The 25,732-nt window shown below is 43.7% G+C and carries 23 protein-coding genes; 11 read left to right on the top strand and 12 right to left on the bottom strand.

Annotation, left to right across the window (positions count from 1 at the left end; all coding sequences use genetic code 11):
- Nucleotides 1-53: 53 nt before the first annotated feature.
- The 5 genes from FAM09_RS20225 to argH all read left to right on the top strand — a co-directional run bounded on the left by FAM09_RS20225 (nucleotide 54) and on the right by argH (nucleotide 4,773).
- On the top strand, nucleotides 54-1,025 hold the full coding sequence (locus FAM09_RS20225) for a Rossmann-fold NAD(P)-binding domain-containing protein (RefSeq protein WP_136578948.1): 972 nt from the start codon (nucleotides 54-56) through the stop codon (nucleotides 1,023-1,025).
- A gap of 11 nt (nucleotides 1,026-1,036) precedes the next feature.
- Nucleotides 1,037-1,822 (top strand): acetylglutamate kinase, encoded by a 786-nt coding sequence (argB, locus tag FAM09_RS20220; RefSeq protein WP_136578947.1) that lies wholly within the window; start codon nucleotides 1,037-1,039, stop codon nucleotides 1,820-1,822.
- Nucleotides 1,815-2,888, top strand: a complete 1,074-nt coding sequence (locus FAM09_RS20215) for a M20 family metallo-hydrolase (protein ID WP_136578946.1) — start codon at nucleotides 1,815-1,817, stop codon at nucleotides 2,886-2,888. The genes argB and FAM09_RS20215 overlap by 8 nt, the downstream gene beginning before the upstream one ends.
- 84 nt (nucleotides 2,889-2,972) lie before the next feature.
- A complete protein-coding gene (locus FAM09_RS31495; protein ID WP_317130693.1) occupies nucleotides 2,973-3,251 on the top strand; it encodes a four helix bundle protein in 279 nt (92 codons plus the stop codon).
- 220 nt (nucleotides 3,252-3,471) lie between these two features.
- Nucleotides 3,472-4,773 carry an argininosuccinate lyase gene (gene argH, locus FAM09_RS20205; protein ID WP_136578945.1) on the top strand — a complete coding sequence of 434 codons (1,302 nt, stop codon included), beginning with the start codon at nucleotides 3,472-3,474 and terminating at the stop codon, nucleotides 4,771-4,773.
- Between the two features lie 184 nt (nucleotides 4,774-4,957).
- Here argH and FAM09_RS20200 read toward each other — a convergent pair whose 3' ends face one another.
- The 3 genes from FAM09_RS20200 to FAM09_RS20190 all read right to left on the bottom strand — a co-directional run bounded on the left by FAM09_RS20200 (nucleotide 4,958) and on the right by FAM09_RS20190 (nucleotide 8,122).
- Nucleotides 4,958-6,244, bottom strand: a complete 1,287-nt coding sequence (locus tag FAM09_RS20200) for a M28 family peptidase (RefSeq protein WP_136578944.1) — start codon at nucleotides 6,242-6,244, stop codon at nucleotides 4,958-4,960.
- A gap of 79 nt (nucleotides 6,245-6,323) precedes the next feature.
- Nucleotides 6,324-7,058 carry a LytR/AlgR family response regulator transcription factor gene (locus FAM09_RS20195; protein ID WP_207625781.1) on the bottom strand — a complete coding sequence of 245 codons (735 nt, stop codon included), beginning with the start codon at nucleotides 7,056-7,058 and terminating at the stop codon, nucleotides 6,324-6,326.
- Nucleotides 7,059-7,066: 8 nt separating this feature from the next.
- Nucleotides 7,067-8,122: a sensor histidine kinase gene (locus FAM09_RS20190; RefSeq protein WP_243751728.1), complete on the bottom strand. Its 1,056-nt coding sequence runs from the start codon at nucleotides 8,120-8,122 to the stop codon at nucleotides 7,067-7,069.
- A 248-nt stretch (nucleotides 8,123-8,370) separates the two neighbouring features.
- Between FAM09_RS20190 and dxs the strand changes: the two genes are divergently transcribed.
- Entirely contained in the window at nucleotides 8,371-10,302 is a 1,932-nt protein-coding gene (gene dxs, locus FAM09_RS20185) for a 1-deoxy-D-xylulose-5-phosphate synthase (protein WP_136578942.1), read from the top strand.
- Nucleotides 10,303-10,488: 186 nt separating this feature from the next.
- Nucleotides 10,489-11,124 carry a murein L,D-transpeptidase catalytic domain-containing protein gene (locus FAM09_RS20180; RefSeq protein WP_166437208.1) on the top strand — a complete coding sequence of 212 codons (636 nt, stop codon included), beginning with the start codon at nucleotides 10,489-10,491 and terminating at the stop codon, nucleotides 11,122-11,124.
- 74 nt (nucleotides 11,125-11,198) lie between these two features.
- On the opposite strand, the gene FAM09_RS20175 is transcribed toward FAM09_RS20180, so the two are convergent.
- The 4 genes from FAM09_RS20175 to FAM09_RS20160 all read right to left on the bottom strand — a co-directional run bounded on the left by FAM09_RS20175 (nucleotide 11,199) and on the right by FAM09_RS20160 (nucleotide 14,534).
- On the bottom strand, nucleotides 11,199-12,023 hold the full coding sequence (locus FAM09_RS20175) for a segregation and condensation protein A (RefSeq protein WP_136578940.1): 825 nt from the start codon (nucleotides 12,021-12,023) through the stop codon (nucleotides 11,199-11,201).
- 293 nt (nucleotides 12,024-12,316) lie between these two features.
- Nucleotides 12,317-13,249: a DUF3078 domain-containing protein gene (locus tag FAM09_RS20170; protein ID WP_136578939.1), complete on the bottom strand. Its 933-nt coding sequence runs from the start codon at nucleotides 13,247-13,249 to the stop codon at nucleotides 12,317-12,319.
- 73 nt (nucleotides 13,250-13,322) lie between these two features.
- Nucleotides 13,323-13,688, bottom strand: coding sequence for a large conductance mechanosensitive channel protein MscL (mscL, locus tag FAM09_RS20165; RefSeq protein WP_317130692.1), 366 nt, complete (start codon nucleotides 13,686-13,688; stop codon nucleotides 13,323-13,325).
- A 96-nt stretch (nucleotides 13,689-13,784) separates the two neighbouring features.
- The gene (locus FAM09_RS20160) at nucleotides 13,785-14,534 is read right to left on the bottom strand and encodes a PPK2 family polyphosphate kinase (RefSeq protein ID WP_136578937.1); all 750 of its coding nucleotides are present in this window, start codon (nucleotides 14,532-14,534) and stop codon (nucleotides 13,785-13,787) included.
- A 66-nt stretch (nucleotides 14,535-14,600) separates the two neighbouring features.
- Between FAM09_RS20160 and FAM09_RS20155 the strand changes: the two genes are divergently transcribed.
- A complete protein-coding gene (locus FAM09_RS20155) occupies nucleotides 14,601-15,482 on the top strand; it encodes a DMT family transporter (RefSeq protein WP_136578936.1) in 882 nt (293 codons plus the stop codon).
- A gap of 110 nt (nucleotides 15,483-15,592) precedes the next feature.
- On the opposite strand, the gene frr is transcribed toward FAM09_RS20155, so the two are convergent.
- Both frr and FAM09_RS20145 read right to left on the bottom strand, forming a co-directional pair.
- Nucleotides 15,593-16,156, bottom strand: coding sequence for a ribosome recycling factor (gene frr / locus FAM09_RS20150; protein WP_136578935.1), 564 nt, complete (start codon nucleotides 16,154-16,156; stop codon nucleotides 15,593-15,595).
- 213 nt (nucleotides 16,157-16,369) lie between these two features.
- Entirely contained in the window at nucleotides 16,370-17,503 is a 1,134-nt protein-coding gene (locus FAM09_RS20145) for a glycosyltransferase family 4 protein (RefSeq protein WP_136578934.1), read from the bottom strand.
- A 253-nt stretch (nucleotides 17,504-17,756) separates the two neighbouring features.
- Here FAM09_RS20145 and FAM09_RS20140 point away from each other — a divergent pair, with 253 nt between their 5' ends.
- The gene (locus tag FAM09_RS20140) at nucleotides 17,757-18,593 is read left to right on the top strand and encodes a transketolase (RefSeq protein ID WP_136578933.1); all 837 of its coding nucleotides are present in this window, start codon (nucleotides 17,757-17,759) and stop codon (nucleotides 18,591-18,593) included.
- 92 nt (nucleotides 18,594-18,685) lie between these two features.
- Here FAM09_RS20140 and FAM09_RS20135 read toward each other — a convergent pair whose 3' ends face one another.
- Together FAM09_RS20135 and rbfA are read right to left on the bottom strand one after the other, a co-directional pair.
- Entirely contained in the window at nucleotides 18,686-19,909 is a 1,224-nt protein-coding gene (locus FAM09_RS20135) for an FtsX-like permease family protein (protein ID WP_136578932.1), read from the bottom strand.
- 35 nt (nucleotides 19,910-19,944) lie between these two features.
- On the bottom strand, nucleotides 19,945-20,310 hold the full coding sequence (gene rbfA / locus FAM09_RS20130; protein ID WP_136578931.1) for a 30S ribosome-binding factor RbfA: 366 nt from the start codon (nucleotides 20,308-20,310) through the stop codon (nucleotides 19,945-19,947).
- Nucleotides 20,311-20,378: 68 nt separating this feature from the next.
- Between rbfA and FAM09_RS20125 the strand changes: the two genes are divergently transcribed.
- Complete coding sequence (locus FAM09_RS20125; RefSeq protein ID WP_136578930.1) at nucleotides 20,379-22,199, top strand: ABC transporter ATP-binding protein; 1,821 nt, start codon at nucleotides 20,379-20,381, stop codon at nucleotides 22,197-22,199.
- 278 nt (nucleotides 22,200-22,477) lie between these two features.
- Complete coding sequence (locus FAM09_RS20120; protein WP_136578929.1) at nucleotides 22,478-24,595, top strand: S9 family peptidase; 2,118 nt, start codon at nucleotides 22,478-22,480, stop codon at nucleotides 24,593-24,595.
- A 246-nt stretch (nucleotides 24,596-24,841) separates the two neighbouring features.
- On the opposite strand, the gene FAM09_RS20115 is transcribed toward FAM09_RS20120, so the two are convergent.
- A complete protein-coding gene (locus tag FAM09_RS20115; protein WP_136578928.1) occupies nucleotides 24,842-25,729 on the bottom strand; it encodes a TraR/DksA family transcriptional regulator in 888 nt (295 codons plus the stop codon).
- Nucleotides 25,730-25,732: the final 3 nt, after the last annotated feature.

The raw sequence follows: 25,732 nt of genomic DNA, 5'->3' as shown, positions 1-25,732 counted from the left end.
AGCAGTAGTTTACATACATTTTTCATCATTTAAAATTCCTTCCTGCTACAGGCATGAAAAATTTTACAAGTGTATATGATGTGCAGCAAATAGATGCACTGGTAAAAAAAGCGCTGGCATACAAAGCCGCACCATTTAAAGATAAATCTTTGGGAGCCGGCAAGCGCATTGGTTTGTTGTTTTTGAATCCCAGTATGCGAACCCGCCTGAGTACCCAGATCGCTGCACAAAATTTGGGCATGGAACCCATTGTATTTAACGTGGGCCAGGAAGGCTGGGCCCTGGAATTTGAAGATGAGGCCATCATGAGTGGCAGCACCGTGGAGCACGTGAAGGACGCTGCCCCCATTATGGGTAACTATTTTGATATTCTGGCCATCCGCACCTTTCCTTCATTAAAGAATCGCGAAGACGATTACAGTGAACTGTATATAAAGCAATTCATAAAATATGCAGGCATTCCGGTAGTAAGTCTCGAAAGCGCCACCCTGCATCCATTGCAAAGCTTAACAGATATTATTACCATCAACGAAAGTTTGAATGCTTCTCCCATACCTTCAGGAAAGAAACCAAAGATCGTGCTTACCTGGGCGCCGCACGTGAAGGCGCTGCCGCAATGTGTGGCCAACAGTTTTGCCCAATGGGTGAACGCCTGGGGAAAAGCTGATTTCGTGATCACCCATCCCGAGGATTATGAACTGCATGAACAATTCACCAAAGGCGCTACCATTACGCATAACCAGGATGAAGCATTGAAAGACGCCGACTTTGTTTATGTGAAAAACTGGAGCACTTTTAATGATTACGGTAAAATTTATTGTAACGATCCCGAGTGGATGCTTACCAATAAAAAGCTGGCCGCTACCAATAATGCCAAAGTAATGCATTGTTTACCGGTTAGGCGTAATGTTGAATTGAGCGATGAAATACTGGATGGCCCCAACAGCATTGTTACCCAGGAAGCCTCCAACCGCATATGGGCAGCACAAGCCGTTCTCAGTGAAATATTAGAATCGAAAAAATAAATAAGCAAGCTGTGTCCACATTATATGTTGTTAAGATTGGCGGTAATATTATAGATGATGAAAAGAAATTATCGTCTTTTCTAAAAGATTTTGCAGCAGTAAAGGGCCACAAGATCCTTATACACGGCGGTGGCAAACTGGCTACCAAACTGGCCGAGCAAATGAACATTCCACAACAAATGATCGATGGCCGTCGCATTACCGATGCAGAAACCCTGAAGGTTGTAACGATGGTGTACGCCGGTTATATCAATAAAAATATTGTGGCGCAATTGCAGGCAAACAACTGCAATGCCATTGGGTTAAGCGGTGCCGACGGCAACGTTATACTGGCCCATAAAAGAAATCACCCCACCATTGATTATGGCTTTGCCGGTGATGTAGATGCCATCAATACCACCTTGCTGAAAAGCATTCTCGACCAGCAGGTGTCGGTTGTTATGGCGCCAATTACCCACGATCAAAAAGGGCAATTGCTCAACACCAATGCCGATACCATTGCGCAGGAAGTGGCCAACGCATTGAGCAGCCTGTATGATGTGCAGTTGATCTATTCATTTGAAAAAAGCGGTGTACTGCTCGATGCCAATGACGATAGCACCGTAATATCTTCCATTAACCCATCCTATTACCAGCAATTAAAATCAGAACAAAAAATATTCGCCGGTATGATCCCTAAACTGGATAATGCTTTTGCCGCCCTGAATAAAGGCGTAAAAAAAGTGATCATTGGCAAAGCAGAACAATTAACAGATCTTATTACCGGCAAGGCAGGAACAAGTATTGTACATGAGTAAAGATAATTTACATACACTACAGCAAAGCGCAATTGAATTATTAAAACAGTTGATCAGCACGCCTTCCTTTAGTAAAGAAGAAGACAGAACGGCTGAGATACTTACCACATTCCTCGAAAAGCATGGCGTAGCTGTAAAAAGTGTTAAGCATAACGTGTATGCCCGCAGCGCGCATTTCGACGACAGCAAGCCTACCATCTTACTGAATTCGCACCACGATACCGTAAAGCCCAATAAGAACTATACACTCGATCCGTTTACCCCAATTGAAAAAGACGGGAAATTGTTCGGACTTGGCAGCAATGATGCCGGCGGTCCGCTGGTGGCTTTGATTGCAACTTTCCTGTATTTCAATCAACAGCCTAATTTGAAATACAACCTGGTGCTGGCCGCTTCTGCAGAAGAGGAGATCAGCGGGAAAGATGGGATAGAACTGGTATTACCGCACCTTGGTAAAATTGATTGCGCCATTGTAGGTGAACCTACCCAAATGCAAATGGCTGTGGCGGAAAGAGGCTTAATGGTGCTTGACTGCCTCGCTCATGGCAAAGCAGGACATGCCGCACGCAATGAAGGCGAGAATGCTATATACAAAGCCATAAAAGATATTGAATGGTTTCAATCGTACCAGTTCCCTAAAGTATCTGATCTGCTTGGACCAGTTAAGATGAGCGTGACGGTAATTGAAACAGATAATAAAGCGCATAACGTTGTACCCGCTCAATGTAAGTTTGTGGTAGATACGCGCGTGAATGAATTGTATACCTTCGAAGACATACTTGAAACTATTCATAAGCATGTGCAGTGCGAAGTAGTGCCGCGCAGTACGCGTTTGCGTTCTACTTCAATTGCGTTGGACCATCCACTGATCAAATCGGGGGTATCGTTGGGAAGGACCTATTATGGCTCCCCCACTACCTCAGACAAAGCCCTGATGCCTTTTCAGGCTTTAAAAATGGGCCCCGGCGATTCAGCGAGAAGCCATACGGCGGATGAGTATATTTTTGTTAATGAGGTTTATGAGGGAATTGAGTTGTATGTTAGGTTGTTGGAAAAAATACTTTAGTTACCGGTTACCAGGTACCAGTTGCCGGGAAATACAGAATACGGTTACAGGTTGCCAGATACCGGGAAATACAGAATAGGGTTAATGCTATTGGTTAGAGCGTATTTTAGTAAAAAACGCTCTATTATGTCAAGTTACCGGGAATTAGAGATTTACAAAGAGTCGAAACGATTAGCTATTGAGATTCATAAAATGACGATGGCCTTACCCAAGCATGAATTGTTTGAAGAAGGCAGCCAGATAAGGCGTTCCTCTAAATCAATTACCTCAATGATAGTAGAGGGATATGGACGTAGAAGTTATAAGGCAGATTTTATTAAGTTCTTAATATTTTCTCAGTCTGAGTGTGATATGAAACAATAGTGCATCTGGATTTTTTATTTGAAACAAATTCACTCAGCATTGTTGAGCTATATAATAAATTGAGAAGCGATTACGACCTGTTAAGTAAAAGAATCAACAAATATGTTCAGTGGGTAGAATCGAATCTCAATGATTTCAATTAACAAAACCTATTAACAGGAGACTGGAAACTGGTAGCCGGCCCGGCAACCGGAAACCAGTAACCGGAAACTGATTCATTATGAAATTGTGGAGCAAAGAAACCACCAGCACATCACAACTTGTCGAATCTTTCACCGTTGGTCGCGATAAAGAATTTGATATTCTGCTCGCTAAATACGACGTGCAGGGTTCCATGGCGCATGTACGCATGCTGGGCGAAGTAGGTTTAATGTCGAAAGAAGAAGCCGATTTAGCCATAAAAGGACTGGAAGAAATAGCCGCCGATATTGAACATGGCCGCTTTGTGATTGAAGAAGGCATTGAAGATGTACACTCACAAGTAGAATTTATACTTACCCAACGCATTGGCGATGCCGGTAAAAAAATTCATAGCGGCCGCAGCCGGAACGACCAGGTTGCAGTTGATATAAAATTATTTCTGCGGGCAGAAGTGCTGGCGGTAAAAGAAGAAGTAAAGCAATCTTTTGATCTGTTGATTGCCCAGGGTGAAAAATTCAAGGACCATTTATTACCGGGTTATACTCACCTGCAGATCGCCATGCCTTCTTCATTCGGATTATGGCTGGGCGCTTATGCAGAAAGCTTAACCGATGATATGGAATTGCTGGCTGCCGCTTACCAGGTTGCCAATAAAAATCCATTAGGCAGCGGCGCTGGCTATGGTTCGTCTTTCCCTTTAAACAGAAAACGCACTACAGAATTATTAGGTTTTAAAACATTAAACTGGAACTCCGTTTATGCTCAAATGAGCCGGGGTAAAACAGAAAAAGTAATTGCTACAGCATTGGCTGGCATTGCCGGCACCATTGGCCGCCTGGCGATGGATGCCTGCTTGTATATCAACCAGAATTTCGGGTTTATTTCTTTCCCAAATGAATTGACAACCGGAAGCAGCATTATGCCGCATAAAAAGAACCCGGATGTATTTGAACTGATCCGCGCCAAATGCAACCGCCTTCAGGCTGTACCAAACGAACTGTCGTTGTTGCTGGCAAACCTGCCTTCCGGTTATCACCGCGACCTTCAGTTGACCAAGGAGATATTATTCCCGGCAATTGAAGAATTAAAAGCCTGTCTGCAAATGACCCGGCTAATGCTTTCGAACCTGTCGGTAAAAAGCAATATCCTGGATGATGAAAAATACAAATACCTGTTCAGCGTAGAAGCCGTGAACGAGCTGGTGAATAAAGGCGTTCCTTTCCGCGAAGCCTATAAACAGGTAGGTAACCAGATTGAAAAGGGCGAATTTTCCTTCGACTATAAAAAACAGTTGCTACACGTGCACGAAGGCAGTATTGGGAATTTGTGCAATGATGAGATTGTTAATGTGATGGAAGGAGTGTTGAGCAAGTTTAGGTAATGAGAAAATATGCAAATGGCTCCTGCAACCTGAAACTTATTTCAAGTTACAGGTTGCATGTTACAAGGCCTTAAAAGTCGAGCCCCTGCATAAGTTTACGCATCCCGGGAATTAAAACCCTGCAACCTGAAATTTGTATCTTGTAACCTGGTTTCCCCGGCAACTGGTAACCGGCAACAGGTAACTACCTTTTTAAAGAATCCGGTGTCACTCGTGTAGGAGTATCCTTTCCAGCCACAATCGAAGTTGAACTAATGGCAATGGCTTTAATTATAGCCGCCATATTGTTCATGTCCAGGGTTTCAATTTCATCTTCCTGTGTATGATAATATTTCTCGCTGTCCATTTTGGAGGTAGAGATGGTATGAGCCGGTACTCCCAGTCTGGCCAGGGTGGCGTTATCGCTTCTGTAAAATAATTGTTGATCGGGATATGGGTCGGGATAGAATTTAAAATTGGTCCCTTCCAGGTTCTTCTCCAGTATCTTGCCCATGTCTGTTTTTTCGTACCCGGTAATAAACGCAGAGTTAGTTCCCCATTTACTTTCGGTACCAATCATTTCAATATTGAACATGGCCATTACCTGGTCGGGATTAAACTGTTGAGAAAAATAGGTAGAACCAAATCCACCGCTTTCTTCAGCGGTAAAGGCGGCAAAGATGATCGTGCGTTCGTTATTCTTTAGTTTGGCAAAATAATTGGCCAGCATAATCACAGCCGTTGTACCCGCCGCATCGTCGTTGGCGCCATTGTAAATGCTGTCACCGGCTGCGTTGGGCTTGCCAACACCCAAATGATCGTAGTGCCCCGAGAAAATAACATACTCCTGTTTTTTCGATTTTCCGGGCAGAATACCAACGACATTCTTCAGCGGCATGGCTGAAACAGATTGTTTATAGTGTATAGAGTACTCCCCTGCTTCTTCACTGGCCAGCACCAGTACAATATTGCCTTTTGGCGAAAATACCGACCGCCGGCTTCTTACTCTTTCAAACAAAGCCCGGTGTGTTGTATCAACCATCAACAGGTAATCACCACCGGTACGTTGTAGCCGGGTTATTATATTTTGCAAGGTATCTTTCGCATGCACCACCATCATCTTATAACCCGATGCCTGGTTGATAGATAATTCTTCTTTACCGGTTAACACGGCAATATTTTGCGTAGTTACGGTTCTGCCATTTACCTGTGCATTCACAGATATTACGCTGGTGCGCAGCATAGCAAATTCCTGTAAATACGAATTTCCATTCACAGGCTGTAAACCTGCCTTTTTGAATGTTGAAGCTATAAAATCGGCAGCCTTGTCTATTTCAGGAGAGAATGTTTTGCGGCCACGCATGTCGTCGGAGGACAATGTTCTTTCAATGCGTTCTACCGCTGCGGCATTAATGATCTTATCGATTGATTGGCAAAAAGCGGTTTGCTTTGCAAGTAACAACAGGATAAAGTAGGAACAGCGCTTAACCATGAATTATATTTTTGACAAATTTCGTCTTCGTATATAAACCAGTCGTGCCATGGTTTGAAACCGTGACACGGCTCTATAGCTATAAACTCATCATTTCCTTAAACTTCACCGTTTGGCGGCGGCTCACTTCTATCTTCTCCCCGCCTTTCAATTCCAGTAACAAACCGCCATTAAAGTATGGTTCAATTTTATCTATCAACCGCAGATTCACAATATGCTTGCGATTGGCCCGGAAAAATGTTTTCTCATCGAGCCGTTCTTCCAGTGCATTCAAAGATTTTAAGATGAGCGGCTTATTCGGTCCGAAATATACTTTGGCGTAGTTGCCAACGCTTTCAAACAAACGAATATCACTCAGCTTTACAAACCAGCAACGCTCCCCGTCTTTCACAAACACCTGGTCGTTCTCGCTTAAAATGCTCCTGTTGAAATTTACCGGCACCATGGGGCCCTGCTCGCGTTCTTCCTGCAGGTGCAGTTTCTGAATAGCATCTGCCAGCCGTTTGGGTTCTACCGGTTTTAACAGGTAGTCGAGCGCATTCACTTCAAATGCTTTCAGCGCATATTCATCGTAAGCCGTGGTAAAAATTACGTGTGGCGCTTTATCCAGTTCCGACAGCATATCGAAACCGGTTTTACCAGGCATTTGTATATCAAGAAAGATCAGATCGGGATTTATGTTCTCTATTTTTTCTACCCCTTCGCCGGCATTGCTTGCCTCTGCTACCACTTCAATTTCAGGAAAGTCCATAAGCAGTTTACGCAGCTCACTTCTGGCCAGCCGTTCATCGTCGATAATAATGGCTTTAATCATAACTCATTTTATTTAATTTCAACAGGGATCAATATGCGGGCTTCCACTAAATCAGATCCCACTTGCTTTATTTCAAAATTAGCCTTTTCGCCAAACAATAATTGCAACCGGTTTTTGGTGCTGAACAATCCAAACCCGTCGTCGTCTTTAATTTGTCCGTTCAGGTAGCCGGTATTCAGCACCACCAACTCATGAAAATTCTCTTTAAAATCCGAGATCACTCTTACCACTCCACCGCCAATCTGTTTGCCAATACCGTGTTTAATGGCGTTCTCCACCAACGTTTGCAACATCATCGGCGGCACCGGTTGGTCGAGGGTATCTTCGTCGATCTGGTATTCAATTTTCAGCCGGTCTTCAAAACGGATATACTCCAGCGCCAGGTAATCTTTTACAATCCCCAGCTCTTTTTCAAACGGAACAGTTTCTACTTTTTCAGCCTGCATGCTGCTGCGTAAAATATTACTAAGCTCGGTAATGGCATTACGGGCACGGCCGGGGTTTTCATCTATCAATGCCCGGATGCTGTTAAGGGCATTGAAAATAAAATGTGGATTAATATGCGCTTTTATGGTTTTCAACTCCAGTTCTTTTACCAGCGATTCAAGCCGGATTTTATCTAACTGCGCCTGCCGTGTTTTTAAAATATAGTGATAGGCAAAATAGATCATGTTCCAGATAAGGATGAACATAAAACAACCCATCGACGCCCGCATGATCTTATTTAACAATAGAATCGACTTTTGCCGGGGTGCTTCTATGTTCAGCACCTGTTCAAGGGTGGTACCTATAGCCGCGTAAATGAGAGAGAACAGGATAGAAATAAAAAATATATAAAACACCTGCTCATTCACCGGTTTATCAATAAACTTATTCTTACGTATAAAAAACCGCATTACATGGGTAACCACGAAGCCAAGGACCGCCTCAAGCACTAACACATGGTATATGTAGGGTGTTTCCTGGGTGCGTAGGGTCAGGTAAAAAAAGATGAACAATAAAATAAAGGCGCTCCAGCCTACAAACTGGCATAGCCAGTAATATGGAATTCTCTTCTTTATCATACTTATCATACTCAATGGAACTGTAACAAATCTAGGCAATTAGCCCGCTCTGGTTATGTATTTTGGATATGTGGCCGAATAAGTAGGGTTACCGGCACTACAAAGTAGTAAAATTGTCAGGATTTTAGCGCGTATTTTAGCAAGCGGCAAATTTTCTTGATCCGGCACGTTTTTTTGTTGTGTTAAAATATTTCCTTTATTAGGGCTCATGATTTTATAATGTATTTTTGTCGATAAAATTCAATTAAATGGACATCACGCCCGGCCCATTGTTGACTACCATCAATTCCCCAGCCGACCTTAAACTATTGAGCAGAGAGCAGTTACACCAACTTTGTAACGAATTGCGGCAATACATCATTGATGTAGTAAGTGTACATGGAGGCCATTTTGCTGCCAGCCTGGGTGTGGTAGAGCTTACCGTAGCATTACATTACATCTACAATACCCCATACGATCAATTGGTATGGGATGTAGGGCACCAGGCGTATGGGCATAAGATCCTCACCGGCCGCCGGAACGAATTTCACACCAACCGTAAATACAACGGCATCAGCGGCTTTCCCAAGCGTAGTGAAAGCGAGTACGATACTTTTGGCGTAGGCCATTCTTCCACCTCTATTTCTGCCGCCCTGGGTATGGCCATGGCCGCCAAATACAAGGGTGAGAACCGTAAATCCGTTGCCGTTATTGGCGATGGCGCCCTGACTGCGGGCCTCGCGTTTGAGGGAATGAACCACGCCGGTGTAGCCGATTCTGACATTCTGATCATATTGAACGACAACTGTATGAGCATCGACCCCAATGTGGGTGCGTTAAAGGAATATCTGACCGATATTACTACCTCTCATACCTATAACCGACTGAAAGATGATATCTGGAAGGCGCTGGGCAAATTACCCGTGGGTAAGAACTTTACCCGCGAAATGGCCAGCAAGCTCGAACACAGCATCAAAGGTTTCATCAATAAAAGCAGTAACCTGTTTGAATCATTAAAGCTGCGCTACTTTGGTCCTATCGACGGAAATAACATCACCAAACTGGTTGATACGTTACAGGACCTGAAAAAGATCCCCGGTCCCAAGTTGTTGCATGTGATTACCGTGAAAGGAAAAGGTTATGCGCTGGCTGAAAAAGAACAAACCTTGTGGCATGCGCCCGGTTTGTTTGATAAGATCACCGGAGAGATCTATAAAAAGAAATACGACACCCCCCAACCGCCCAAATACCAGGATGTATTTGGACATACCATTATAGAGCTGGCCGAAAAGAACAACAAGATCTTTGGCGTAACGCCTGCCATGCCTTCGGGTTCTTCGCTCAAATTCATGATGGATGCAATGCCCGATCGCGCTTTTGACGTGGGCATCTGCGAGCAGCATGCCGTAACGTTAAGCGCCGGTATGGCTACGCAGGGAATGCGGGTGTTCTGTAATATCTATTCTTCTTTTATGCAACGTGCCTACGACCAGGTTGTGCATGATGTAGCCATTCAAAAGCTGCCGGTAGTGTTCTGTCTCGACAGGGCCGGACTGGTTGGTGAAGATGGTCCTACCCATCATGGCGCCTACGACATCGCGTATATGCGTTGCATTCCCAATATGGTTATCAGTGCCCCCATGAATGAAAGCGAACTGCGCAACCTGATGTACACTGCACAGTTGGAAACCATGGAATGGCCGTTTGTAATTCGCTATCCACGCGGACAAGGTATGCTGGCTGACTGGAAAACGCCTTTTGAAGAAATTCCGATCGGAAAGGGTAGAAAAATAAAAGACGGTCAGGATATTGCCATTCTTACTTTTGGTCATCCCGGCAACTTTGCCACTGCCGCCATTCGCGAATTAAAAATGGACGGGTTGAACCCGGCGCATTATGATATGCGTTTTGTTAAACCACTGGACGAAGCATTGCTCCACGAAGTTTTTAGTAAGTACGACAAAGTGGTTACGGTTGAAGACGGAACTGTTACCGGTGGATTTGGCAGCGCCATTCTGGAGTTCATGGCACAACATAATTACAAAGCCGAAGTGAAAATATTAGGCATCCCCGATGAGATCGTTGAACATGGCACCCCTAAAGAATTGTACCGGGAATGTGGCTACGATGCCCAGGCTATTGCTGAAACCGTTCGTACAATGATGAAGGGGAAGGTTACTGTGAACCAATTGTTGGGTTAGAAACAGTTGCCCGTTACCAGTAGCCGGTTGCCGGGCTTCTATTTCATTGCTCCCGACTGTATTTTGTATTTCCTGGTAACCGGTAACTGGCCACTGGTAACTGATACTTCTTTAACAAATTCTTGACTATACGTACATATGGATTCTGGGATGAACAGCGTCTCTCCTGTTCATACCCCTTCCACCATGAAACGAATCCTGCTTCTTTCCCTTGCCCTTATATTTTGTTTTGTATTAGCCGGCGCTGCCTGGTATTATTCCAAACTTAATACCGGGAAAACGCATACGGCTGTAACAAGTATAGCTAACAAAAAATTACTTACCCGGTTAAGTAACCATGGCAAGCCGTTGCTGGCGTATGCCAAACAACACGGGTATAATACCAATACCTGTTTTTTGCTTGATATGAGTATTGAATCGGGCAAGAACCGTTTCTTTATTTACGATCTCAAAAAAGATTCTGTAATCGATGCAGGATTGGTAGCACATGGCCGTTGCAATAAAGACTGGCTTACCGGGCGTCAATATGGAAATGAGGTCGGCTGCGGCTGCACTTCACTGGGAAAGTATAAGATCGGAAATCCATACAAGGGAAAATTCGGCCTGGCCTATAAGTTACATGGATTGGAATCTACCAACAGCAATGCGTTTAAACGGTTTGTTGTATTACATGCCCATAGCTGTGTGCCCGATGCAGCAGTAGACCCATTGCCTATTTGTCAAAGTGATGGCTGCCCTACCGTGTCAACACCGTTTTTACAAAAGCTGGCATCGGTTATTGACCAGTCAAAACAGCCGGTTTTGTTATATACGTTTGATTAGGTCAAACAAAACTGCCTTAGCCGCAAGACCAAGGCAGTTCCTGTATTCCATTATCAGATTAGCACATTAGCTAATTATAACACTGATTCCGGTTGTCTGTCAGGATCATCATCCGGGTTAATGGGCGACTGCGAAAGATCAACATCCTGCTCCCAGTTTTCATTAAATTCTACCAGGAAGTTATTGCGACCTTCACCCACCATGATGGTCATGTATTTCATTTGGATCAACTCCAGTACCGACAGGAATATGAAGATGGCGTGAATACGATCTTTACAAACATCGAATACTTTTTCAAACGCCATTACCTTTTCTCTTTTCACAGTTTCCAGGGCATACTGGCGGCTTTCCTCCATGGTATAGTTGTATTTCACAACCGTATGCACGGGTTTCACATTCCGCTGGTCAACCCTTTTCATTACCTTTTCAAATGTTTTCATCAATTTGAAAAGTGTAATAGTTTGAATTTCAGTTCCCTCTCCGCTTTCTTCCCCAATGGTTGCTATTTCTTTGGCTAAATTACCACGGCGAACCATGAGCATACGAATGGCCTCCATTTCGGCCATCTTGGCGGATGCTTCTTTAAAGCGTTTGTATTCGAGGATCTTATCAACCAGTTCCTGGCGGGGATCTATTTCGTTCCCCTGCGCATCCAGCTCTTTACGGGGAAGTAACATCCTTGCTTTGATGCGCATCAGCGTAGAAACGAACAAAATGAATTCGCTCGAAAGCTCAATATTCAATTGTTCCTGGCCATGAATGTATTCCAGGAAATCCTTGATGATATTGCTGATGGGAATATTATAAATGTCCAGCTCATCCCGTTCAATAAAGAACAGTAACAGGTCGAACGGACCTTCAAATTGCGGTAACTTAATCTGATACGACGGTTGATTCACGTGCTTCTTTTTTAGCCTGTACCCCTCCTGGCGGGACCCGGTTACTCATTTGCATCACCAGCATTTCCCGACAGGCTTTGGGAGCCAACAAACGTACGCCAAAAAAACAATTGCAGAAAATTACTGGCAGCCCAAAGTCATTATTGTATATAAGTTGTGAAAAGTCAGCTATGCTATTATGAAAATTTCAACCGCCGGATAGTTAAATGGCTGAAGGCTTGATGGCCGGAAGGTTCGATGGCTGGAATTCTGCCAACATAAAAACATAGCAATCAAAGCCTTAAACTCAAACATCAAAACTTTCGCTGATACCCTACCCCTATGAACTGCCTCACCTGCAGCCTGGGCGCATTTTTATCTTTACCAAAGGTTTTTACATCATCATCATAAATGAAATCAGCCCCAATAGAAAACGAGAATCCTTTGTAAACGTTCATGCTAATGAGGTTACTCATGAACAGATCAATATTCTGGGGATTGTGTTTGTAATTGGAAAACAGGTCGAGTTTGCCTTTATAGGTTAAATTTTTTATTATTTCCCTGTTGCAGGTGGCTGATAAATAAGCACCGATCTCATTGCGCGATGTTCTGCCTGTGTCGACCCCATAAGCGCCTTTAGCCGATAACTCATCGTCTTTCACAATTACCCAGCGGGTAGTGATGGGTGAAAGGAATAATGAAAAAGTAGGGCTCGGCTTCCAGTCCATACCCAACGCTACGATCACGTAAGCCGGGGCAAAAAATGTAGACTGTTTTATTTTAGTGGTATCATTTGGATAGGTAAACCCATCGGTAAACTGTGAACGAAAATTAAACAAACCGGTCAGGTACATATGATCAAAAAGCTGGCAACCATATTTCGAAACCAGGTCCATCCGGTCATTGGTTTTACGGGTGCCGAGGGAAGTGGAATTTATGTAACCCAGTTCCATATCAATGGAATTATCCCAGGAATGGACCCCTTTTTTATAAAACGCAAAAAGGTTTAATATTCCATTGGCGTTAAAAGAGAACTGGTCGCCGCCAGCTGCCCAGTTTGAAAGTGAGGTTTGCCCAACTGTACCGTTAAACATACCCCCAAGCTTCCAGGTTTTAACGAGGGTATCGTTCTGATCTTTTGAAACTGTTTTACCTGATTCTTTTCTTAACTCCTGAATTGTTTTGTCCTGCGCTGTACTGGTAACCGTTATCAACAAAAAAGATAAAGCCAGTGCCAATTTCTGCATATGGATCAATTAAATAGTTTAAAAAAGGCATTTTGACAATTCAAAATGCCTTGCAAATATAAAACCACCTAATCTATTTCTTTAATGCATCACGGATTTCGCGTAATAAAATAACTTCTTCGGGAGTAACCGCAGCGGCAACTTCTTCTTTTTTCTTGAACCGGTTGATGGCTTTCACGATCAGGAATAGAATAAATGCAACTATTAAGAATTTAAGTATTGCCGATAAAAACTTACCTATTTTAACAGTACCTAATATCACCAACTTATCTAAGTCCTGTAAATTAGCAGCTTCCAAGGCGGGCTTTAATAACAGGGGCGTTATTACATCATCAACAAGCGAACTAACAATACTGCTGAATGCCGCGCCAATGATAACACCAATGGCCAGGTCAACTACGTTGCCCTTCATGGCAAATTCTCTGAATTCTTTCATCATTCCCATAAGTTATAGTTTTAGTTGTTAATGATATTTACAACTAATATATTAAATTTTTAAATCATCAACTGAAACAATAACTAAAGCCTTTCGCAGCTAGCTTTTCTTCAGGCCGGGGTATTCCATATCCAGTTTTTCCAATGCCTTTTGCAGGGTGCTGGCAATGATATATTCTTTATACCAGTTTTGATCGGCTGGTACTACAGTCCAGGGTACGTCGTTGCAATGTTCAAAGCAATCTTCATAAGCGGCCATATAATCATCCCACAGTTTTGCTTCGTCAAAATCCCTTTCATTGTACTTCCATTGCTTGGTAGGATCGCTGATGCGTTCCTGCAAGCGTTGCTTTTGTTCCTCAGGCGATATATGCATGTAGAACTTCAATATAGTGGTACTGTTATGCTCTTGTAATAACTGCTCAAAGTCATTGATGGCCTTCATGCGTATTTTGGCTGTTTTATCGTCTATTATTTTATGTACGCGCGTTATGAGAACATCTTCATAATGCGAGCGATTAAAGAGTTGAATGATCCCCTTAGGCGGGGCCACAGCATGTATTCGCCATAAAAAATCATGACTTAATTCTTCAGGAGTAGGCGCTTTAAACGATTGTACGCGCACCCCCTGCGGGTTCATGGCGCCAAATACTTTTCTGATAGCGCCGTCTTTCCCGCTGGCATCCATGCCCTGCAATATCACCAGTACCGCATGCTTCGACTCGGCATATAATAAGTTTTGCAGATCATCCAGTTTTTCGAGTATACCGGCTGTTTTCTCTTTTATTGCTTCCTTATCAAAATCTTTTGGCGCCAGCGTACTGATTTCCTTCAATTTGATCGTTGCCATGGAAATATGTTTCTTTTAAATTATCACATTTCAAATTGAATACCTGATTTTTGAGCAAATTTTTACATGGCAGACAGGGGAATGCTTATAAACGGGATTATTTTCATTGTACTTTGTATCATTTGGGGAAGCTCTTTTATTCTCATAAAAGAAGGGATTGAATATTTAAGTCCCTACCAGGTTGCCACCATCCGCATACTCAGCGCCGGGTTGGTGCTATTACCAGTGGCAGTGCGGCAATGGAAAAATGTACCGCGTAATAAACTGGGCTATGTTTTTCTATCGGGTTTGTTGGGCAGCTTCTTTCCGGCTTATTTGTTTTGTATCGCTGAAACAAAGATCGATAGTTCTCTGGCCGGCTTTCTAAATTCACTCACGCCCGTCTTTACCATCTTCACCGGATTGCTGTTTTTTGGACAGGTGTTTCAATTACATAAGCTGGTTGGGGTGATGATCGCCATTGGGGGTATGCTGGTATTATTATTTGCCAAAGGCAGCGTGAGCATGCAATACCTTTCTTTTGCTTCGTTTGCGTTGGTGGCAACCATTTTATATGGTTTGAATATTAACCTGGTGGGCCGTCATTTACAGGAGACCTCTTCATTGGCGGTGGTGGCAGTAAGTTTTGCGTTATTATTAATCCCTTGTTTTATCATTCTTTGGGCTACCGGGTATTTCGCATTACCGCTTACGCAAAAAAATGTGCTTATAGCCAGCGGCGCTTCATCCCTGTTAGGCATTCTGGGAACAGCCGTAGCCACGGTGCTTTTTTATGTAATGATCAAACGGGCGGGCGGATTACTTGCCTCGATGGTCACTTATGGCATTCCGTTTATCGCTTTATTATGGGGAATGCTGGCAGGAGAAATGATCAATGAATGGCAGGTGGTGGGATTAGTAATTATTCTAGTTGGCGTGTATATAACTTCAAAAAAGAAGCAGAAGTAAGAGGTAAGAAGCCAATTTCTGATTTTTTGATTTAGAGATTTTGAGATTTCAAATAGTTTTGCCTCTGAAAAATCTCAAAATCCCTAAATCCCGAAATCGCCAATTTCATTCTATACGGTCATAATTTCTTTCTCTTTCGCCGCAAGGTGCTTGTCTACAAGCCCGATAAAGCGATCAGTCATTTCTTGGATCCTGGCCTCTGCATCTTTGCAGATATCTTCACTCAAACCGTTCTTCTGTAATTTCTTCACCTGCTCCATGGCATCACGGCGAATGTTACGGATAGCTACTTTTGAATGCTCCCCTTCGCCATGCGATCTTTTCACCAGTTCTTTACGCCGTTCTTCCGTTAAGGGCGGCATAAATAACCGGATCATATTTCCATCGTTCTGTGGATTGATGCCGATATTGGCGGCAATAATTGCCCGCTCAATAGGCTGAAGCATATTTTTTTCCCAGGGTTGAATAGTTAAGGTGCGCGCATCGGCTACCGAAATATTACCAACCTGGCTAATAGGTGTTGGCGTTCCATAATAATCAACAACGATACCGTCAACCAAATTTGGATTGGCTTTACCAGCACGTACTTTAATTAATTCTGTTTCCAGGTGATTAATGGCTTTTTCCATGTTCTCCTGGGCTAATTCCCTGATAATATTTAATTCATCTGACATAGGAAGAAATATTAAATGCCTGCAAACCTACTTAAATTTTTTGGATGGCGGAGGAAGCAATGGGCAATGAGCAATGGGCAACAGGCAAAACCAAACGGTAACAGCCAGGAGTTACCGGTTACCGGGTCTTTTTTGCAGCTTTTAAATTATAATTTTAAGCCTCGTTATTCGGGATATTCCTGGTACCTGGCAATAGGCAACCGGTAACTGAAGCTAATTCTTATGCTCCAAAATAGTATCGGTGGTAAGCGGAACGATTTTGGAGGTTTTCAACTCTCCATCTGGTGAATCAATGGTTTTGGCAACAAAAAGGCGTGTTCGCGGGCGGGTATAGTACAAGGCTGCTATACCGGAAAAGAACACGATCAAAATGGCCAGGATGATCCAGGTGCAACCGAGATTGCGACCTGCATACGCAGCCAGAATAAATAAAATATTAATAGATACCAGCAGCAGGGTTATAAAGCGGTGTGAAAAGCCCCTGTCGAGTAACAAGTGGTGAATGTGATTTCTATCGGGACTAAAAGGCGAACGGCGGTGAAAAGTGCGGATCGCAAACACCCGTAATGTATCCATTAAAGGAATTACCAGTATGGCAACACTGATAGCAGGAGAGGCTATAACAGGGTATGGCGAGTCGGTTTGATTGGCAACGCTGATAAATTTCACAACCAGTATTGCATTTACCAACCCTATCAGCAACGACCCGGTGTCGCCCATGAATATTTTTGCCGGTTGAAAATTGAATATCAAAAATGCCATCAGGCTACCTGCCAGGGAGAAAGCCAATATCGAATAGGCGAGCATGTTCACCTGTAAAAAATAAAAACCAAAAATAGTAGAGGCCATCAACCCTAATGAACCCGCTAATCCGTCGATACCATCAATCAGGTTAAAGGAGTTGATGATCACAATGATGGTTAAATAGGTTAACAGCAGGCTGAACATTTCAGGCAGTTCATGTAAACCCATGAAGCCATACATGCTTTTAATCTGAATGTTCCCTTTATATATAATGAGGAAAGCAGCTAATACCTGGCCAATGAATTTTTTAATTGGCGAAATAACAAGTATATCATCTTTTAAACCCAGGAAGAAGATAACAAATGCTGCTGCAAAAAAATATTGGAAGTCAGATGATGACTGGTGAGGAATAGCAATGAGACAGGCCAGCATAAAACCGGCAAAGATCCCTAACCCACCTAATGAAGGTATGGGGTTATGGTGAACTTTTCTCTCGTCAGGAATGTCAAATAATTTTTTCTGTTCTGCAACGGTTATAATTACCGGAATAGCTAAAAAGGTAATTGCAAATGAAATAGCTATTGAGAATAATACATCAAACATCAGCCTGATTTTGAAGTCTTGTAATAATAATGCGTGAATACGTGCGCTACCAATCGGGCCGGCTGGGGCTCATTACCACAAAGCATCGCAAATTACAGTGTATTTTCGGATTTCCAACTATTAATAACACTTACTTCAAATACAAGTAATCCATTATACAACGGCCTTTGATGTAAAAATATTGGGAAAGTTTAATTTGATTTATTGATACAAAACAATTCCTTTAGTTTTGCACCCAAATTTTAATCTTGCTATGCCAGCTTTAAAGGACATTGCTACTCAAATTCGCAGGGATATTGTTCGTATGGTTCACGGATGTGCTAGTGGTCACCCCGGGGGTTCACTGGGTTGTACCGAGTATTTTACCGCATTATACTTCAAGGTAATGCAGCACAATCCTCAATTTTCTATGGAAGCCCGCAATGAAGATGTTTTCATTTTATCAAACGGTCATATCTCTCCTGTTTTTTATTCCACTTTAGCCCGTTCGGGTTATTTCGATGTAAAAGAACTATCTACTTTTCGTAAAATAGATTCCCGTTTACAGGGACACCCCGCCACCCATGAGCACCTGCCCGGTATCCGGATAGCCAGCGGTTCTTTGGGACAAGGTATGAGCGTAGCCCTGGGTGTGGCTTTATCTAAAAAGCTTAATGGAGAGAACAACATAGTTTATTCTTTACATGGCGATGGCGAGCTGGATGAAGGTCAGAACTGGGAAGCCATTATGTTTGCAGCACATAATAAAGTGGATAACCTGATCTCTACTGTTGACTGGAACGGTCAGCAAATTGACGGTCCAACCGATAAAGTATTGGCACTGGGTGACCTGGGCGCCAAATTTGCCGCTTTTGGCTGGGATGTAATGGTTCTTGAGAAAGGAAATGATATTGATGCTGTAGTTGCAGGTCTTGAGCAAGCCAAAGCCCGTACCGGTAAAGGCAAACCAGTAGTTATTTTAATGAAAACGGTAATGGGTGCTGGTGTTGACTTTATGGAAGGCCACCACGAATGGCATGGTATTGCGCCTAATGACGAGCAGTTGCAAAAAGCACTGTCTCAGTTACCAGAAACCATCGGTGACTATTAATTAGAAGAGAATTTCTTAACATAAAAAAGGTATCCCGATCTATCGGGATACCTTTTGTTTTATAATGGTTTTATAAATTGATAACCAACCATTTAACTCCTCAACTCAATCGGCTGCAAGGCCGCACGGCGGGAGGGGAACCAGGAGGCCAAAAATGCTACCAGCGATACCGTAAACAGTACCAAAAGAAAATCCGAAGCCACCAGTTTTACCGGGTAATAATCTATTAAAAAGGTTCCACCCTGAATGGCAATGAGCTTGTACTTAACCTGGGCCCAGCAAAAGATAATGGCCAACAACACGCCACCGATAGAACCAATACTACCCAGCAATAAACCTTCGCTTAAAAATATTTTTTGCACCAGCATATTATTGGCGCCCATAGATTTCAACACTTGTATATCCTTTTGCTTTTCCAGTACCAGCATGGTTAAACTGCCGATCATGGTAAAAGCCGCCACTATAAGCATTAAAGTAAGGATGCCGTAAATAGCCCATTTTTCAAGGTTCATCACACTATACAAGCTTTGGTTTTGCTCGTATTTTGTTTCCACCCGGTAATTTAACCCTAACAGGTTCTGAATTTCCTTTTGCGCATCTTCCGCATCTACCCCGGCATGCAGCGCCAGTTCCACCCCGCTGTATTCATTAGGTCCCAACCCCATCATCAGCTTCATGAAATCGAGATTGGTGATGGCGTATTTGTTATCAATATCCTGCTGAATTAAAAAAGTGCCGGAAGTAATAATGTTAGCGGCCGCCATAGATTGTGAGGGATCGGCTACATTGATGTTCATACCCCGTTTAAACCCATACACGGTTAGCGGGTATATGTATTTATCGCTTTCAACACCCACGGCATTTTCAACTCCGTTGCCTAACACGAGGGCGGGCTCATCGGCACTTCCGGTTTGAAAGTTACCCCGGATCAGCTTTTGGGCCACCCCGGTTACCGATTCATACGAAGTATCTACGCCTTTCAGGTCAACGATCACCTGCACATCGCCGTTTACCAGCAAGGTCTTTTCTTCTGCCACCAAACTATAGGTGCGAACCCCTTTAATGACGGAGAGTTGTTGCAATTGCTGTTGCGTAAGTATAATGGTCTTACCCGTTTTTGCAGCAATTTTTATATCGGGGTAGAACGAGGAATACAACGATTTTACCAATCCTTCAAACCCATTGAACACACTCAATACCACAATAAAAGCAAACGTAATACCCATAATGGCAATAATACTCACCCATGCAATAACATTGATGGCATTGGTACTTTTTTTTGCTTTAAAATATCGCCAGGCGAATAAAAAATTCAAGTTTGTGGTTTGAAGTTTATTGTTTGTGGTATTTTTTATTCTTCATTTCCCGGCGGATTGATCTTCTTAAACAACTCCTCCATCCTGAACACATGATCCAGCGTATCATCCAGATAGAATTTCAGTTCGGGCATGCGCCGCAATTGTTTAGCCACCCGGGCAGTCAGCTCTCTTTTTATTTCCCAGGCTCTCTCTTCAATCTTTTTCAGGGCTTCTTCCCCATTCTTTACCTGGAAAAAGCTCAGGTAAATACGGGCCTCCAATAAGTCGGGCGTAAGCTTTACGGAAGAAATGGATACCATGCCGCCGTCGATCATACTCAGCCCCAATCGTTGAAAAATTAAATTTAATTCTTCATTCAGTAAACTTCCCACCTGTTTTTGACGTTTCCCTTCTTGCATTTCCTTAACGGTTTAATAGCCGTAAAATTAGTTACTTTGCACCGTTTACTCATTATTTTAACTGTTTCATGAAGCGATTTTCAAGGATTTTCTTTTATTTGAGAAACCAAAAAGACAGAATTATAGGTTACTTGGTATTCAATGTATTATCTATTGTTTTCTCCCTGGTTTCGCTGACGATGCTCGCTCCTTTTTTAAATTTGTTGTTTAACAAGGAAAAACCGCTCACTGTAAGGCCTCCTCTTGAATGGAATTCAGAAGGGATCTTAGCCCAGTTAAAGTATGGGCTGTCATACCTGATCATTCATTATGGGTATCCTCGGGCCCTGATAGCTATATGTATTACCATTATTCTTTCCATATTACTCAAGAATCTGTTTTTATACCTGGGTGTCCGTATGCTGATCCCACTTCGTAACCGTATAATGACCAGGTTCAGGGAAGACCTGTACGATAAGATCCTGGCGCTGCCGGTTAGTTATTTTACCGAACAACGGAAGGGAGACATGATGTCGCGCATGAGCAACGACATAAACGAGATAGAATGGAGTATCATTGGCGCCCTGGAGGGCTTGATAAAAGACCCGTTGAACATCATTATAGTGCTGGGTATGCTCATTTTTTTAAGTCCCCTTTTATCTCTGGTGATGCTGGTATTGTTACCCCTGGCCGGTTTTGTTCTGGGCAGGGTAAGCAAAAGTCTGAAACGAGAATCGGGCAAGGCGCAGGAACAACAAGGTTTACTATTAAGCATCCTGGATGAAACGCTGGGCGGCCTGCGGGTGGTAAAAGCCTTCAATGCTGAAAAGCTGATGCGCGACCGCTTTGTGGGCACTAATAACCTGCTGAACAAATTGCGTATACAAATGGCCTTCAAGCGTGATCTTGCCTCCCCCATGTCGGAATTCCTGGGAGTAATGATCTTTTGTTGCATTCTCCTTATTGGCGGGTATATGGTATTTGCCCACAAAGGGGGGTTGACGTCCGAAGCCTTTATAACTTACCTGGTCGTATTTTCCCAGATCATTCAGCCGGCGAAATCACTTTCGCAGGCATTTTATAATATGCGACGGGGCGCTGCCGCCATTGACCGGGTTGAAGAAGTGCTTACTGCGCCGCTTATGGTATCTGAAGTGGCCAATCCGAGATACCTGCAAAACTTCGATAACAGGATTGAGCTAAAGAATGTATCCTTTAAGTACAATGATGTAACCATTCTCGATAACATAAGCCTCACCATAGAAAAAGGTAAAACCATTGCCCTCGTAGGCTCTTCCGGCGCCGGTAAAAGTACCCTGGCCGACCTGGTTCCCCGCTTTCACGATGTTAGCAGCGGTGAATTACTGATCGATGGCATTAACATAAAAGAGTATTCGCTGTTGTCGCTGCGCGATCAAATGGGCATTGTTACCCAGGAACCAATTCTGTTCAATGATTCCATAGCCGCCAACATTGCCCTGGGCAATCCCGTTGCCAATATTGCTGAAATTGAGCAGGCAGCCCGTATTGCCAATGCGCATGAGTTCATCATGAAAAAAGAAGAGAATTACCAAACCAACATAGGCGACCGCGGTAGCAAACTCAGCGGTGGAGAACGCCAGCGTTTGACAATTGCCCGCGCCGTATTGAAGAACCCGCCCATCCTGATCCTCGACGAAGCCACTTCTTCACTGGATACGGAAAGCGAACGCCTGGTACAGGATGCCATTAATAAAATGATGGAGAACCGCACCAGTATCGTAATTGCGCATAGGCTCAGCACCATTCGCCATGCCGATGAGATCATTGTATTACAAAAAGGCAAGATCGTTGAACGCGGTACGCACGATACCCTCATCGCCCAGAACGGCTTCTACAAGAAGCTGGTAGATATGCAGGAGGTGAAGTAGAAAGCCAGTTACCGGATACCGGGGGCCGGTTACCAGGAACCATCATTGGGTTATTTGTGTAGCCTGGTCAATTCAAAGCATATGTTACAGGTTGCAAGTTACAAGGAATTACAAGAATACGGTTTAACTGGTTCCCCTGAAACCTGGAACTTGTAACCTGAAACAGGGTTTCCCGGCAACCATTCTGCCTATTATCCACTGACTCAACCATTCAGCCATCAATCTGTTGTCAAGTTATCTAATTCCCTAATTTTCGAATTAAATAATCTAAAAACTACATGAAAAGGGCTGCTGCAATAGGTATGGTATTACCATGCCTGCTATTGGTTGTTATTTCCTCCCATGCACAAAAGAAGAATTTCACCTTTGAACAGATCTTCAAAAACGGTGAATCGAACGTTACCCAACAATTGCCCCTGGTTAAAGGCTGGGCAGATGATACGCATTTCTTACTGGTACAGAAAGAAGCCGACGGAAAAAGCATCACCACCATGGTAGATGTAAAAACCGGCAAATCGGTTCCCTACCCCAATGTAGACATGGGCCAGTTGCAACCGCCTGTGGTTGTATCCGGCGCCATAAACATTACGGTTTCACCCGATAAAAAATGGGCTGCTTATACCAGAAAAGACAATAACCTGTATGTACTGCAAATCGACATCAATAAAGAAACGCAGCTTACAACAGATGGCTCTTCTACCATCTTAAATGGCTACGCATCGTGGGTTTATTATGAAGAAATACTGGGCAGGGCCACCCGTTACAAAGCATTCTGGTGGAGCGCCGACAGCAAGCGTATTTGTTTTATGCGGTTCGATGAATCGCAGGTGCCTGTATTTCCCATCTATGTAGCCGACGGACAACATGGATATCTCGAAAACACGCGTTATCCCAAAGCCGGCGATAAGAACCCTGAAGTAAAAATTGGTATTGTTTCCATTAATCCCGGCGAAACGGTGTGGGCCGATTTCAATGCAAAAGATGACCAGTATTTCGGCACCCCGGTATGGTCGCCCGATGGACAATTATGGGTTCAATGGATGAACCGGAAACAAAACAACCTGAAATTCTATAATATCGACCTCACGAATGGCAGTAAGAAAGAAGTGTATGATGAAAACCAACCTACCTGGATCGACCTGGATGAAAGCGAACGCATCACCTTCTTGTCTGCCGGTAAAGGCTGCATTGTAAAGAGCGACCGTGATGGCTGGGAAAACCTGTACCACTACGATAACAATGGCCAGTTGAAAAACGCTATCACCGCCGGAAATTTTTGGGGAACCAGCATTATAAAAATAGATGAAAAAGCAGGCGTTGTGTACTTCAGGGCCCGCAAAGAAAATTCAGCCCGTTTTGACCTGTATAAAGCCGGGTTGAACGGAAAAGGCCTTACCCGCCTGAGCTTTGGCGATTTCAGCCATGATATCGTAAGCGTTTCACCCAACGGCAACTATTTTATCACCGCTTATTCTAACCTGAACACGCCCCCGGCCATGGCCCTGGTTGATGCGAAGAAAGGACAGATCGTTCGGGAAGTGGCCAACAGCAAAGGCGCTAATTTCGGCGATTTTAATCTCCCTAAAAACGACCTGAAGTATGTGCCATCTGCCGATGGATTGTTTAGTTTGCCGGTAGTGATCACTTACCCTATCAATTTCGACCCCACTAAAAAATACCCGGTTCTTATCAGCATTTACGGCGGACCCAATGCCGGTACGGTGTACGATCGCTGGCGGCCGGCCGTTTCCCCAACGCAATGGTGGGCGCAGGAAGGCATGATCCAGGTATCCTTCGACAACCGCAGCAGCGGTCATTTTGGGAAGAAAGGATTGAACTATATCTTCCGTCAGTTAGGTAAATATGAAATTGAGGACTATATGGCCTGCGGTCGCTGGCTGAAGAAACAGCCCTGGGTAGATAGCAACAAACTTTGTATCACCGGCGGCAGCTTTGGCGGTTATATGACCTGTATGGCGCTTACCTACGGCGCCGATGTATTTCCTTACGGCATAGCCAACTCATCGGTTACCGACTGGCAGTTTTATGATACCCATTATACCGAACGGTTTATGAACACGCCCCAGGATAACCCGGAAGGGTATAAAAGCACATCGGTATTGACCTATGCCGATAAATACAAAGGCCTGTTACGGATTGTGCATGGTACCTCTGACGACAATGTGCACATGCAGAACAGCATTGTACTGATAAACAAACTGGAGGACCTGAAAAAGCATTTTGAATTTATGGCCTACCCCGGCGAGCGGCATGGTTTTATGGGCGCAAAGGGTGTACATAGCCGCTATGAGGCTTATAAGTTCTATTATCAGAATTTATTGGAAAAGCCAATGCCGGCCATCTTCTGGGCGCCGGAAGCGCAGCGAGGATTTTGAGAACCAATTTCTGATTTTGAGATTGCGGGATTTAGAGATTTTGGGATTTCATAGGCTTAAACTTATAATAAATCTCGAAACCCCTAAATCTTGAATTCTCTAAATTTCTTCTTACCTCCAACTTCTTATATAGAAAAAGCCTCCCGATGTATCGGGAGGCTTAATATTTTATTCAATCACCGGCATAAGTTTCCAATTCCACTACAAGCAGATTGACAACCAACCGATTATTTTAAGCAGACAATGCTATTTATTCATCATTTGCTTGGCCTCGATACTCAAGGTAGCGTGCGGTACAGCCCGTAATCTGGCTTTATCGATCAGCTTACCTGTAACCCGGCAAATACCATAGGTTTTGTTCTCGATGCGCATCAGAGCTTTCTCCAGGTGATCAATGTAATTGATCTGCCGGCTGGCCATTTGGGACAATTGTTCCCGCTCCATACTCATACTGCCATCTTCCATGGTCATGTAGCGATTTTCGTTCTCATCGCCACCCATTTCATCTTTGCGGGTTATTAAACCCTGTAAATAAGTAAGTTCTTTCTTTGCCTGATCAAACTTCTTTAAGATCAGATCTTTGAACTCGCTTAATTCGGCATCACTATATCTCATGGTTGGTCCTGTTTGAATGTTTTCTGGTTGATCTAATACTGATTTGGTGAATTCCGGTTCGTATCTGCGCGATGTTTTTGTTTTTATTTCCGGAATTACCACTTTCACCGGTTTGGCCGGAGGTTCCGGCTTTTTGGGTGGCGGTGGTGGTGGAACAACCGGCTCCGGTTTTTTAACTTCCACCTTTACTTCCGGTTTTTCGACTTTAACAGGAGCCTCCACTGTTTTTTTTACGTCTTTAACTTCTTTTATTTCAACATGTTTGGCAACGGGCTTGACGGCAGGTGCGTGAGGCGGCTTAGCATGTGCTTTGGTAGCTGCGTGGTGAACGACAGGCTGAGGCTTGGCCGGCGCCTTCTTTTCAACTGGCTTGGCTGCCTTTTTTACAGCAGGCTTAGCTTCTTTCTTAGCAACTACTTTTTTAGCAGCAGGTTTGGCTGCCCCGCCGGCCGGACGGGCTGGCTTTTTGGGGGCAATCGTTTTTTTTGCTGGCTTGGCCGCCTTTTTCTTGGTTGCCATACT

The organism is Niastella caeni, assembly GCF_004834005.1.
GTDB lineage: Bacteria > Bacteroidota > Bacteroidia > Chitinophagales > Chitinophagaceae > Niastella > Niastella caeni.
This window is presented reverse-complemented; position numbering and strand designations above follow the sequence as displayed.